This is a genomic window from Paenibacillus marchantiophytorum (assembly GCF_014640555.1).
In the GTDB taxonomy this organism is placed as follows: domain Bacteria; phylum Bacillota; class Bacilli; order Paenibacillales; family NBRC-103111; genus Paenibacillus_E; species Paenibacillus_E marchantiophytorum.
Genome location: NZ_BMHE01000090.1, coordinates 1 through 12,409 on the forward strand (window position 1 = coordinate 1; position 12,409 = coordinate 12,409).

At 40.1% G+C, this 12,409-nt stretch carries 9 protein-coding genes and 2 pseudogenes; 10 read left to right on the forward strand and 1 reads right to left on the reverse strand.

Annotated elements, in window-relative coordinates; all coding sequences use genetic code 11:
* Positions 1-887 precede the first annotated feature (887 nt).
* The 5 genes and pseudogenes from IEY34_RS35330 (at position 888) to IEY34_RS35350 (ending at position 4,560) form a co-directional block, all read left to right on the forward strand.
* A pseudogene (locus tag IEY34_RS35330) lies at positions 888-1,488 on the forward strand (SDR family NAD(P)-dependent oxidoreductase).
* 228 nt (positions 1,489-1,716) lie between these two features.
* Positions 1,717-2,277 (forward strand): MarR family winged helix-turn-helix transcriptional regulator, encoded by a 561-nt coding sequence (locus tag IEY34_RS35335; protein ID WP_189020840.1) that lies wholly within the window; start codon positions 1,717-1,719, stop codon positions 2,275-2,277.
* Positions 2,278-2,324: 47 nt separating this feature from the next.
* On the forward strand, positions 2,325-3,500 hold the full coding sequence (locus tag IEY34_RS35340; protein WP_189020842.1) for an ArsA family ATPase: 1,176 nt from the start codon (positions 2,325-2,327) through the stop codon (positions 3,498-3,500).
* A gap of 19 nt (positions 3,501-3,519) precedes the next feature.
* Positions 3,520-4,095 (forward strand): hypothetical protein, encoded by a 576-nt coding sequence (locus IEY34_RS35345; protein ID WP_189020843.1) that lies wholly within the window; start codon positions 3,520-3,522, stop codon positions 4,093-4,095.
* A 108-nt stretch (positions 4,096-4,203) separates the two neighbouring features.
* A complete protein-coding gene (locus tag IEY34_RS35350) occupies positions 4,204-4,560 on the forward strand; it encodes a DUF6463 family protein (RefSeq protein WP_189020845.1) in 357 nt (118 codons plus the stop codon).
* A 921-nt stretch (positions 4,561-5,481) separates the two neighbouring features.
* Here the strand turns inward: IEY34_RS35350 and IEY34_RS35355 are convergent.
* Positions 5,482-5,991, reverse strand: a pseudogene (locus tag IEY34_RS35355) (IS6 family transposase); the annotation flags it as partial.
* Positions 5,992-6,122: 131 nt separating this feature from the next.
* Here IEY34_RS35355 and IEY34_RS35360 point away from each other — a divergent pair.
* Genes IEY34_RS35360 through IEY34_RS35380 form a run of 5 tightly spaced genes read left to right on the forward strand, consistent with a single transcriptional unit; the run spans position 6,123 to position 12,119 of the window.
* Positions 6,123-7,658 (forward strand): spore germination protein, encoded by a 1,536-nt coding sequence (locus tag IEY34_RS35360; protein WP_189020847.1) that lies wholly within the window; start codon positions 6,123-6,125, stop codon positions 7,656-7,658.
* Positions 7,655-8,755, forward strand: coding sequence for a GerAB/ArcD/ProY family transporter (locus IEY34_RS35365; protein ID WP_189020849.1), 1,101 nt, complete (start codon positions 7,655-7,657; stop codon positions 8,753-8,755). Before IEY34_RS35360 ends, IEY34_RS35365 begins: the two co-directional genes overlap by 4 nt.
* Positions 8,752-9,870 (forward strand): Ger(x)C family spore germination protein, encoded by a 1,119-nt coding sequence (locus tag IEY34_RS35370; RefSeq protein ID WP_189020850.1) that lies wholly within the window; start codon positions 8,752-8,754, stop codon positions 9,868-9,870. Before IEY34_RS35365 ends, IEY34_RS35370 begins: the two co-directional genes overlap by 4 nt.
* A gap of 33 nt (positions 9,871-9,903) precedes the next feature.
* Positions 9,904-11,004: a GerAB/ArcD/ProY family transporter gene (locus IEY34_RS35375; RefSeq protein ID WP_189020852.1), complete on the forward strand. Its 1,101-nt coding sequence runs from the start codon at positions 9,904-9,906 to the stop codon at positions 11,002-11,004.
* On the forward strand, positions 11,001-12,119 hold the full coding sequence (locus IEY34_RS35380) for a Ger(x)C family spore germination protein (RefSeq protein ID WP_189020854.1): 1,119 nt from the start codon (positions 11,001-11,003) through the stop codon (positions 12,117-12,119). The genes IEY34_RS35375 and IEY34_RS35380 overlap by 4 nt, the downstream gene beginning before the upstream one ends.
* Positions 12,120-12,409: the final 290 nt, after the last annotated feature.

Genomic DNA, 12,409 nt, shown 5'->3' on the forward strand with positions numbered 1-12,409 from the left:
AAAGAGTTGAAAGGATATGAGGATTATTGTAAGAAAACACGGTATCATTTAATTCCCCTTATTTGGTAAGGCTTCAAGCCAAATTGAATAACACATGAAAAAAAGAAGTTCGAAAATTTAGTTTCTGGTGGCATTTAGTTACAGCTAACGCAGAACTATAGCGTAATAAACAACTAAGACGCGGCTGCTGGCATAGATCGGCAGCCGCGTTGTGCTAACGGGCAGGAATGCTTAATAAACAGGGAAATAAAACTGAATGAAAATTCCTTATAAAATACTAAATATGGTAAAATAATGAATGATGATACTATCTTAAATTAAAGCTGTATAAACTGCAGAGGAGATGCTTTTATCTTTACAAATCCATATAAAAATAGGAACCGAGTTCTTCTTAGTTTAGAGCTCCTGATATCCTTATTTACTGTAATATTTGTAATTATTTCTTCAACTGGAAGCAGAGAGCTTAACTTTTCTTGGTTTTTCTTGTTAATTGCAATGATTTTCCTTGGAAGGTTGATTGATACAAAAGATAAAAGCAACATTATCAATGTTACTATCTTTGTATTAGGCGCCATTTTCATCATATTTAAAAAATAAAAACGGACTTTTCGATAAAGGAGCTTGCCTTATCAGCTCCTTTTCTATTTTCTAAAATGGAATTTTTTTGAACGAATATCCTTCTACCATTGAGCTAATAAAGAACGATAGTTTAGGATCTGTTTCGCGACAGGTCCTATTTTGGTTTATTGAAGTAACCGGCAGAATAACGCAAAAATCCTCCCAATATCGGTAGCATGAAACCTGTCTTTTTAATTAACTAAACATATTCATTTACAAAGTAGAAATGTATAATAAAATAAACGAAAAAAACTGCAAGGGAGGAAATTATGAAAAACTTTATTATCTTCGGAGCGAGTAAAGGATTGGGTGAGGCATTCGTCAAAGGATTGCCGGATACGGGTGATAACGTATGGATGGTTTCCAGAAGTCGCCCGGAGAGTTTGAAACTTAACGATGGCGTCCATAGATATTGGATAGACACTGACCTATCGTTATCTGATGCAAGCAATAGGATTGCTAATACATTAAATGGCGTTACCGTAGACGTTTTAATATATAATGTTGGGATCTGGGAGAGCAAAGGATTTAGGGATGACTATGATTTTGAGAAAGATGGCCCGGACGAAATTGCAAAAATTATTAATGTAAATGTAACATCCACAATTACTTGTATCCAAAAGCTGTATTTGCAATTCATTACGGGAACATGTAAAGAAGTATAGAATAGGTGTAACATGTATAAATCCTGGTGAAATTGCAACCCAAATTCCTTATGAAGACGGAATAGAGAAAGTCTTATCGGCTTATAATGGCACACAGATTCCCCTTCATGATATCGTTTCATTGGTTAAATGCGTCGTGAACCTTTCCAAGGCGTCTTGTGTGAAAGAAATAAATATACCAGCGATGCTTGATACGAATGCATGATTACGCTAACGAAGAACGAGCTCAATAAACAACTATGAAAGGCAGCCTGCCGCCTTTCTCCGATATCGGGGCAGTTTTAATTCTTCTCGAAGTATTGAAGCGACATGCTATTTTGTAGGGGAGTGATTCGAGCCGGAGACTTTAAGGACAAAAGCTTACTTATATTTATTATATTGTGTATTAATAGATATTCGGAGTACTTCTTATACACCTATGTAGGTTGAACAAATGAGCTTGATATTACTACGAAGATGTAGTAAAATTAACATTAGTAATTACGATATCGTAGTTTATTGGCAGAAGAAAGGGATGTTCATGCAGCAGTTTTTTGAGCTTATTTTTAAAAACGGTCTTCGTCCGCTCAGTATATTTCCTGACACAACACATATGGAACTTCAGCTCACAAGTTCAGATTTTTCCGCATTGCTGTTGCTGAAATTTCATGAGCAGCTGACGATGTCCCAAATGGCCGATCACCTAGGTGCACCGCTCAGCACGGTGACCAGTATTGCCAAAAGGCTTGTGCGGAGAGGCTACATCTATAGAGAGAAATCGCAACAAGACCAACGAATCATCGTCAATCGTCTGACGGAAGACGGGGAGCAGATCGCCGAAGAGGCGCTCGGCACGATGAATACGATGTTTGGCCGTATTGAGCTTGCCCTGACAGCCGAGGAGCTTCAGCAATTTATTCATCTTTCGCTGAAAGTGGCCAAAGCTTTGCAGCATAATTCGGATCCCACTGGGGCTTCGAAATCATCGACGTCTAGAAAAATTGAAATCCAATAATTTTTTTATGCAAATACTACGATATCGTACTAATGGAGGTGCTTGGTTTGCGTATTATTATTTATACGGGTAAAGGCGGCGTCGGAAAAACCAGTATCGCCGCAGCAACGGCTTACCAAATGGCAGCCGAAGGAAAACGAACGATCGTCTTAAGCACCGATGCCGCCCATAGTTTGTCGGATTCTCTGGGCATTTCACTCCAGCACGAACCGATTTTAGTCGATGAGCGACTGTGGGCACAAGAAATCGATAGCTTAAAGGAAACTCAGCGCTACTGGGGAAACGTGCGCAGCTGGTTTTCAAATTTTATGCAGTGGGCCAACCTAGATGATATTAGATCTGAAGAGCTGATGGTATTTCCGGGCTTAGAAGAATTGTTCAGTTTGCTAAGAATTAAAGAGCATGTGGAAAGCGGGCAGTTCGATGCAATCATTGTGGATTGCGCACCGACTGGAGAGACGATGCGTTTGCTTAGCTATCCCCATTTGCTTCGATGGTGGGTTCGAAATATTTTTCCTTACGAGCGCAAGATTCTCAAGTTGGCCCGCCCCATTATGAAAGTGACCAAGGGCTTGGAATTGCCCGGCGACGACGTTATGGATAGCTTCAGCCAAGTTGTTGATAAATTGGAAAAGCTGCAGCAGGTAATCTCCGATCCCGAAATTACCAGCATTCGTCTCGTCGTGAATCCGGAAAAAATGGTCATTTCTGAAGCGCGGAGGGCTTTTACCAACCTCAATTTGTACGGGTTTCATACTGATGCGGTCATTGTCAATAAAGTGCTGTCCGAAGAAGCTGCCGAAGGTTATTTCGCACAGTGGAAACAAATACAAAACCGGTACGAAGAAGAAATTACCCACTGCTTCAGTCCTCTGCCGATCTTGAAGGTTCCGCTGATGCCTTTGGAGGTCGTTGGCAAGGAGATGCTTAAGCGCGTTGCGGCAGCAGCTTTTCATGAACGGGAATGCGGAGCCATTCTCCACAGAGGCATATTGGAGGAAGTGAGGAAAACAGAGGCAGGTTATGAGCTCCGCATCTCACTTCCTTTTACCGAGAAGAAACAACTCCAATTGAATCAAAAAGGCGATGAGTTGACGTTGCAGGTCGGCGCTTATAGACGGATCGTCGTACTGCCGAGGGTCTTGCTGGGACGCCGGGTAGAGGCGGCACGTCTTGCAGAAGGCTTACTGACAATACATTTTGGCCTTGTCGAAGAATCGTAAAGAATGGAGAGGAAGGAAGATGAACATGATGATTGACCGTTACATGCCCGATTACCAGTTTGGAGAGCGCCATGAGATTAGCATACACGCGGAGCAGGGAACCGTATATCGGGCGATTCGGGAGGTGACAGCGATGGAAATTCCGCTATTACGTCTGTTGTTTGCGATCCGGGCGCTTCCATCCGTGCTGATGGGTAAAAGAAGGGAGGCGTTGGCAAATACGCTTCCTTATGTCGAAGAGATGGAACGATACGGGTTTCTATTGCTGGAGGAAGAGCGAAACTGGGAATTTGTCGTGGGTGTAATTGGGAAATTTTGGAGACTTACCGGAAACATGCCAATAAAGCTGAAGTCGGCAGACGATTTTAACGCGTTTGTCGATTCGCGGTATGCCAAATCTGTCATGAATTTCAGTGTGCACGAAGGACCGCACGGGAACGCCGTTGTCCGTACGGAAACACGGATTCAAACGACAGGCAGTGCCTCTAAGGTGAAGTTTGCTCTGTACTGGGCGATCATTTATCCTGGCAGTGCTTACATTCGTAGAATGATGCTGAAAGCGATCAAAAAGCGGGCGGAAAGAAAGCGCGGATGATCCCTGGTAACCGTACAAATCCGCGGTGACGACTCAGTCGTCCTGTCCCGATTATTCTGTTGGAATCGCGTAAATAACCGGCCAATCGGCAGAGGAGGAACGCTTAAGATGAAATTGAAAGAACATAGTGGTGTGATGCTCGCTTGGACAGCTGCGTTACACACAGTAGTCGGAATTATCGTTTACTGGCAGTCGATAATTGATATAGCGAATGACGGTTTTATAAACGCAGTTGAACCCCAACTGCATGCCGACAGAGCTGCCACTTTCTGGTTTTTGTTTTTTGGTGTTCTTTTGTTTATGCTTGCCTGCTTGATGAACTGGCTTATTCGGGTCAAGGGGGAGGACGTACCGAAATTCGTTGGCGTCCACCTGCTGGCGCTTAGCTTAATTGGTGTATTTTTTATTCCGGTATCCGGCTTCTGGCTCGTCATTCCGCAGGCAGTCATTCTCATACGCAGGTAGCGTCAATCATTGTCGTGTCGCTTGCTTGTACCAGCATCGCCCTAAAAAAATACAGGTGATACCCGTTGAAATATTTTCTCTGGCGCTATCCCAACCCGGGTCGCAGTCGGGTTGGGAGTAAATGCGAGGATGGTTGTAACCGGCAAGGCCTTGGGCATAACAATCACAAGTGGACTTGCTTCGGGGATAGGCAGAAGTAGCAACAGGTGTGCCATAGCCGACCGCGCTTAGTGCAAAAACGCCATATATAGAACCTGATAAGAATTTCAAACCGCTAATAGATGAGTGGAAGCGACAATACCCAAGCTAGGTAATAGAACTAAACTAACGGGAAACAATAGTTAAATTAACCGCCTTTTCAAAGGACGGTTTCATTTTATGGAAATAAACAACATTAAGATTTAACATAGCCCGTTTTTTAAAGAGCGGAAAAGCATAACAACATAAATGACAAACTAGGTTAGAGAATTAAAGGGAAAGACGTTATGACAATTAACAGGGAGCAGTTGCCGTGGCAACTGTTCCCTGTTTTTTATTCAAGTAACAAGCTGGATAATTGAGGATTCTTTCTAGAAAAATACCTTGAAAAGGAGGGGGATTTCATATGTTTTGGAAGATATTTAAATCTACATTTAGACTAGAGTTTTGTTTATTTCTGATAGTATTTATTGCTTTCATGCTAGTATTTTTAAATTCAGTGGTAGCAGCTCCTCTCCTATCGATGGAGAATTGAAGAAAATAAGCCCATATGATCCATATGTTGCCCCCCATGAAAACATAGATTTGATGAAAGAGGCGATGTTGTTCGAATTGTACTCAAGAATAGAACAGGCTGTCATTTTGAAGTTCGGACACACTGGAGCTAGATTCTATGAAATAGCTGGTTTTATGACTTTCTTTATGAGTCGATGATCTTGTTTAATGATCTTGTTTAATAATATTGTTAAGATATTTCTGTTGTCGTATCATTGTTTGTTGCTTTAGAACTTTCTCGTCCTTCAATTGCTGAACTGCGGTTGGGTAAGCTGGGTTTTTATCGACGAAAAATCGTTTGGCTGCGAGAGTATCTCGATTTTCAGATAACATGAAATCAATTGTGATGCCGCTAGAATCCACGGCTCTGTAAAGATATTTCCATTGTCCTTTGACTTTTATATAGGATTCATCCACCCTGAATGAATCGTTAGTCGGCTTCAAATAGGGACGAATTCGCTTGTCTAATTCTGGCCCAAACTGGTGAACCCATCGCATGATGGTTGTATGAGCCATATGTAGTCCTCGTTCTTCCATCATCTCTACAAGATTACGCTAACTAAGGCTATATTTTAAATACCATCTTATTGTTAGCAAGATAACCTCTGATTCATATTGCTTGTACTTAAACAAATCTAATTCTGTTTCCAAAATAATAGCCCCATCCCATGTCTTCATTTCAATCATGGTATCATGGATTAGAACTTTGCAGCACAACCTTTAGTTTTAATTAACGAGTTGTTGGTTCCTGAATAATTTTACCTATATGTGGGAAAATTTAATTGACGACTTAGGGATGAGGTGTAAGGATGGGGACGATCCGGAGATGGTTAAATGGGAAAAAGACAATTCCAATCAATAAATCTTCCGATCTTCTTAATCAGCCGATTTCAGGAATCCTTGAAAATAACTTAGTTACTCTACAAGCAATATTTAGTCATGCACCAGATTTTGTTACTCGTCAGTTTCAATTAAGAACAGGGGACAAAGCAATCCTTGTTTATTTGGAAGGGCTCGTTGATAAATCAGCGATCAATAATAATATCTTAACCCCGCTCATTTATGAAGTCGATTCGGTTAACGATATTTGGAACTCTTCCATTACGATTGCAAAAACAGAAATTGTAACCTTATGGTCAGATATTGAAGACTCGATTTTCCAAGGCAAAAGCATCCTTTTGATTGATGGACAAACGCGTTCGCTTGTTATGAATACACAAGGGTGGCCTCAAAGGTCTATTAAAGAGCCCCAAATCGAATCGACGTTAAAGGGGTCGCATCAAGGATTTGTGGAGACGTCCGGGCAGAACATTGCGCTTATTCGTCGTTATCTTCCTAATCGTGAGCTGAAAATCAAAGAATATACCATCGGGTCTCGGGGGAATACGAAAGTTTCTATAATGTATCTCGAAGATGTTGTACAACCTGATTTCGTCAAAGAAATGGAGGACCGTCTGCTGCAAGTTAAAGTGGATGCCATTTTAAATACAGGAGAATTGGCGGAATTTATCGAAGATCATCCGATAAGTCTGTTTCCACAGTTGATTCTGACGGAACGTCCGGATTCTGCTGCCGCCCATATTCTGCAAGGTAGAATAGTAGTTGTTGTCGACCATTCACCTAGTGTGATCATTGCTCCTGTAACCTTTGCGGCATTTTTTCAAAGTGTCGATGATTACAGCAATCGCTGGATCATAGCCTCTTTTCTACGTTTATTACGCTATCTAGCCTTAGTTACGACGATCTCTTTATCGGCTGTATATATAGCCATTGTTTCGTTTCATTATGAAGTACTTCCTTTGGATTTGTTGATATCGATTGGGGAATCCAGAGCAAAAGTACCGTTCCCACCAATTATAGAGGCGCTTCTAATGGAACTAGCCCTAGAGATGTTAAGGGAAGCAGGCTTACGCCTTCCAGGTCCTATTGGACAAACAATAGGTGTCGTGGGAGGTATTGTCATCGGTCAGGCGGCGGTCCAAGCGGGAATTGTAAGTAATATTATGGTGATTATCGTTGCCATTACAGCAATTTCCTCTTTTATTATCCCTGATTACGATATGTCATCCTCTCTACGGTTGCTCCGCTTTCCAATGATGCTTATGGCCGCTTTGTTCGGTATGGTGGGCATTGTGATAGGGCTTATGATTATTGGGGCTCACCTTATCTCAATAGAATCATTTGGAGTATCCTATGGAAGTCCGATTGCTCCCATCCGACTGTCTGACTGGAAAGACGTGTGGATTAGAGTACCCATGTGGAAAATGAAAAAACGCCCGCTCTCGGCTGATCCAACTCAACTAATAAGACAGGGGTTAAATAGAGAAGGTGAGGATCAACCATGAATAAATATTCGGTTAATCGACTCTCATTGATACAATACATCTTTATTATATTTGAAACTCAAGTTGGAATCGGTGTCTTATCCCTTCCCCGCGATTTAGTTATAACAGCCGGTTCCGACGGATGGATATCCATTTTGTTGGGTTGGATTTTGTCTATGCTGTTTAGCTTAGTCGTCATTAAAATTATGGAGAAAAATGCCGGATATACGTTTTTGGAACTGTTATCTAAATACTTTGGCAAGTGGGTGGGTAAAAGTTTATCAATTCTTTGGATATTGTATACGGCATATGCAGCAAGCGTGGTCATGTTTTCAACGATCCATATCATAAAGATATGGATCGTACCCGATATGCGGGACTTCATCTTGATGATCCTGTTTATCATTCCTATCTATATGATTACGAAGCAGGGAATAAGGGTAATCGGACTCTTTGCTGAGTTCGTTTTTCTTATCTCTGTATGGATGCCCTTCTTGTTGTTATTAACATTAAAGTCAACCCATTGGCTATACCTACTTCCAATCGCAAAAGACGGCTTGTTTCCCATACTGTCTACAGTAAAATCAACAATCCTGTCTTTCCTCGGGTTTGAACTGGCATTTATTTTATATCCGTTTCTAAAGGACAAGAAATCCGCGTCCAAAGGAATTGTGATTGCAAACTCATTATCCATGATTATATTTTTAATGGTGACAGTCATTACTTTTGTTAAGTTTTCTCCAGAAGAGATTAAAGATTACGTTTATCCCACGCTCAACTTGTTGAAGCTCATCCGATTGCCGTTTTTAGAACGGTTGGAGATCACTTTTCTTGCCTTTTATTTGTTTACTTTATTTATGACAATCATTCCCTACCTCTACACTGCAGTGCTGGGAGCAAGTCAATTAGTTGGCAAGCAGGATCATCGAAATGTTTTAAGAATACTCATATGCCTATGGATCCTCTTGTCATTCTTTTTCCTCCCTTCTTCTTCTCAAGTAACTCAAATGGGTAAATCGTGGGGGATGCTAGGTACATATTGCGCTTATGGGTTTCCTATTTTCCTTTGGATCTACGGATGGCTTTTTCATCACGTTAGAAAGGGACAGAAACAATGAAGAAATGGAAGGCTAGTTGCTTAATTTGGGCAGCTTTATTATTAATAACCGGGTGCGGCAAGGCAGTTTATATAGAGACTCAAAGGTTTATTCTTGCTCATGCTATAGAACTTAATGATGAAAAGAAGTTGGTCATGTATACATCAAGTTCAGTCTTCAGTAGAGAAGCAAAGGAGAGATATAAAATCACAACCACAACAGTGGATACGATGCGAGAATCGAAGTACAAACTCGAGTCGAAAATAAACGGTAATATTGCACCTGGGAAATTGCAAAGTATTCTTATAGGAAAAAAAATGCTGCAGCAAACAAATGTGCTATCTTACTTGGATGTCCTCTTTCGCGATCCGAAAAATGAGATTAATGCAAATGTAATTGTAGTTGATGGATCTGTGAAAGAGGTTATGTATATGAAAATGAGCGATAAAGGCGAATTGGGAGGCGTGATCAAACAATTAGTAGAAAGCACATATAAAGGAAGAATTTCAGTGCTAACTACATTGCAGAAATTCCATCAACAAATGATGGATAGTGCAATAACGCCATACTTAACTGAAATGAGAGTTGAGAAGAATGATCTCGTTATTTCTGGGACTACTCTTTTACATTTAGACGGTACCTATGCTACTTCTTTGAATCATCAAGAAAGTTCTCTACTGCTATTATTGCAGCACAATATGAACAATCCCATACCGTTAACGTTTCACCTTCCTGCTGAGATTTTTCATACGGATGAAGAAATGTCTTATGCGAGTATTAATATTAGAAAGGCAAAGGCTAACTTCAAGACAAAATTCGAAGAAAACCATCTTACAATTGATATCCAGATGAAGGTTCAGATCGAGCTAATGGAACGCATGTTTACCTTAGACATGGAGAAACAGAGCAAACTGTTGGAACAAGCCATTGAACAAGAGCTAAAAAAACAAAGTGATGCTTTAATTAAGAAAGCTCAAAAGCATCAAGTAGATCCCTTTGGTTTTGGGATTTATGTGAGGTCGCAAGACTACAAAAACTGGAAGAAGGTAGAGGATCACTGGGGAAAAGCCCTATCTGAAGCAACAGTAAATTTTACTCCTAAAGTTGCCATCAAAAGTACCGGAGTTTCCGAATAAAGCTAAGCAAAGAGAAGAGGGGCAGGTTAACCAATGAATAAATATCCGTTTAATCAAATCTCATTGAAACAATACATTCTTATTATATTTGGAGCCCAAGTGGGGATCGGAGAACTTTCCCTTCCCCACGATTTAGCTAAAACTGCCGGTACCGATGGGTGGATATCCATTTTGTTAGGTTGGATTCTATCTATTCTTCTCAGCTTAGTCATTATAAACATTATGGAGAAAACCCCCGAATATACGTTATTCGAGCTTTTATCTAAATACTTTGGCAAATGGGTGGGTAAAAGTTTATTTGTTCTTTGGATACTATACGCGGTATATGGAGCAAGCGTTGTCATGTTTTCAACGATTCATATCATAAAGATATGGGTCGTGCCGGATATACGTAACTTCATCTTGATGATCCTGTTTATCATTCCAATCTATATGATCACCAAGCATGGAATAAGAGTGATTGGACTCTTTGCTGAGTTTGTTTTTCTTATCACTTTGTGGATGCCTTTCTTGCTGCTATTGGCACTAAAGGATGGCCAATGGTTGTACCTTTTTCCACTTGGAAAAGAAGGCTTTTTTCCCATTCTGTCTACCGTAAAATCAACAATCTTTTCTTTCCTCGGATTTGAACTGGCTTTCATGCTATATCCGTTTCTAAAGGATAAGAAATCAGCGTACAAAGGAATTGTTGTTGCAAACTCTTTATCCATGATTATATATTTAATAGTTACAGTAATCAGTTTTGTCAAGTTTGCTCCAAAAGAGATCACTGAATACGTTTATCCCACGCTCAACTTATTTAAGGCCATCCGATTGCCCTTTTTGGAACGATTTGAGATCATTTTTCTCTCCTTTTATTTGTTTACCTTAATTATGGCGATCATTCCTTACCTTTACACGGCTCTGTTGGGAGCAAGTCAATTATTCGGTAAGCAGGATCATCGTAATTCTTTACGAATACTCTTGTTTCTATGGATCCTATTGTCATTCTTTTTCCTCCCTTCTTCTTCCCAAATTACTCAAATGGGCAAATTCTGGGGAATGGCAGGTTTATATAGCGCTTTCGTATTCCCTATTTTTCTTTGGATGTACGGATGGATTTTTCATTTCGTTAGAAAGGAACTGAAACAATGAAGAAATTTAATTATATTTTTTTAGCATTGGCAGTTTTATTGTTTGTAACTGGCTGCGGTAAAGCCATTTATATAGAGAATCAACAGTTTGTTCTTACAGAGGCTATAGATTTCGATGAGAATAATAAGTTAGTCGTATACACAGCAACTCCGGTCTTCAGCAAAGAAGCCACAGATAAACATAAAATCACATCCACTAGGGCTAATACGATGCGCAAATCAAAAGGGTATATTGATAGTAAGACATCCGGAAGCCTTGCTTATGGAAAGTCGCAAAATGTGTTGATAGGAAAAAAGCTGCTGCAGAAACGAGATGCACTTCCTTATATGGATGTTCTCTTCCGAGATTCCCGAAATGAGATTAATGCAAATGTGATTGTGGTTGATGGGACCGTTAAAGATGTCATGTATACGAACATGAGTGATAAAGGCCGAATCTCCAGCGTGATCAAACAACTGGTAGAAAGCTCGTATCAGAGTAGGATTACAGTGCAAACTTCATTACAGAAATTTCATCAACAAATGATGGATAAAGGAATGACGCCTGCTTTAACTGAAATGAAAACAGAGAACGATGAACTCGTTATTTCAGGTACTGTTCTTTTACATAAAGACGGCACCTATGCGGCTTCTTTGAATAATCAAGAAAGTTCTCTGCTCCTATTATTGCAGCGCGATACGAAAAATGACATTCCGTTAACATTTCACTTTCCTCCTGATATGTTTCATACGGATGAGAAAATGTCTTTTGTGAGCTTCAATATTACAAAAGCAAAGCATAAGGTTAAAACACATTTCGAAGATGACCATTTTACAATCGATATCGAGATGAAGGTTCAGATCGATTTGACGGAGCGCATGTTTACCCTAGACTTAGAGAAGGAGAGAAAACAGCTGGAACAAGCTATTGAAATAGAGTTGAAAAAACAATGTGAGGCATTACTCAAGAATGCTCAAAAGTATCAGATTGATCCCTTTGGTTTTGGGATTTATGTGCGGGCACACGATTATAATAACTGGAAGAAGGTAGAGGATAACTGGGGGAAAGCGCTTTCTCAAACAAATATAAATGTTTCTCCTAAAGTTCTCATCAAGAGTATTGGGGTTTCTGAATAGTATTGAAACTGCAGACGCTGTACTGCTAGGTGCAATTAGTGGGCAATGTGTATATATAGAAAAATAAGCTTACTTGAGGAGGCATCTTAATTTCGTGAGCTGAGTGTAGGGAAATAAGCTCCGATCATGTACATGAACCCTCTATATATTAAAATAATTATTAGTTGAATGAATTTCATAATTCAAAAGCCTTACCCCATCTGAGTATTTAAGGCGCAAAAAAGGGAGTACCTCCCCAAATCTCGAAGTGTTTAGTACCACTACCACACACTTGAGAGAGGGTTGAACTC

Bases quoted from the DNA above. Each gene is read 5' to 3' on its own strand.
- IEY34_RS35360 (WP_189020847.1), top strand. From the start codon at position 6,123: ATGGGGACGATCCGGAGATGGTTAAATGGGAAAAAGACAATTCCAATC.
- IEY34_RS35335 (WP_189020840.1), top strand. From the start codon at position 1,717: ATGAGCTTGATATTACTACGAAGATGTAGTAAAATTAACATTAGTAAT.
- IEY34_RS35370 (WP_189020850.1), top strand. From the start codon at position 8,752: ATGAAGAAATGGAAGGCTAGTTGCTTAATTTGGGCAGCTTTATTATTA.
- IEY34_RS35365 (WP_189020849.1), top strand. From the start codon at position 7,655: ATGAATAAATATTCGGTTAATCGACTCTCATTGATACAATACATCTTT.
- IEY34_RS35345 (WP_189020843.1), top strand. From the start codon at position 3,520: ATGAACATGATGATTGACCGTTACATGCCCGATTACCAGTTTGGAGAG.
- IEY34_RS35380 (WP_189020854.1), top strand. From the start codon at position 11,001: ATGAAGAAATTTAATTATATTTTTTTAGCATTGGCAGTTTTATTGTTT.
- IEY34_RS35350 (WP_189020845.1), top strand. From the start codon at position 4,204: ATGAAATTGAAAGAACATAGTGGTGTGATGCTCGCTTGGACAGCTGCG.
- IEY34_RS35375 (WP_189020852.1), top strand. From the start codon at position 9,904: ATGAATAAATATCCGTTTAATCAAATCTCATTGAAACAATACATTCTT.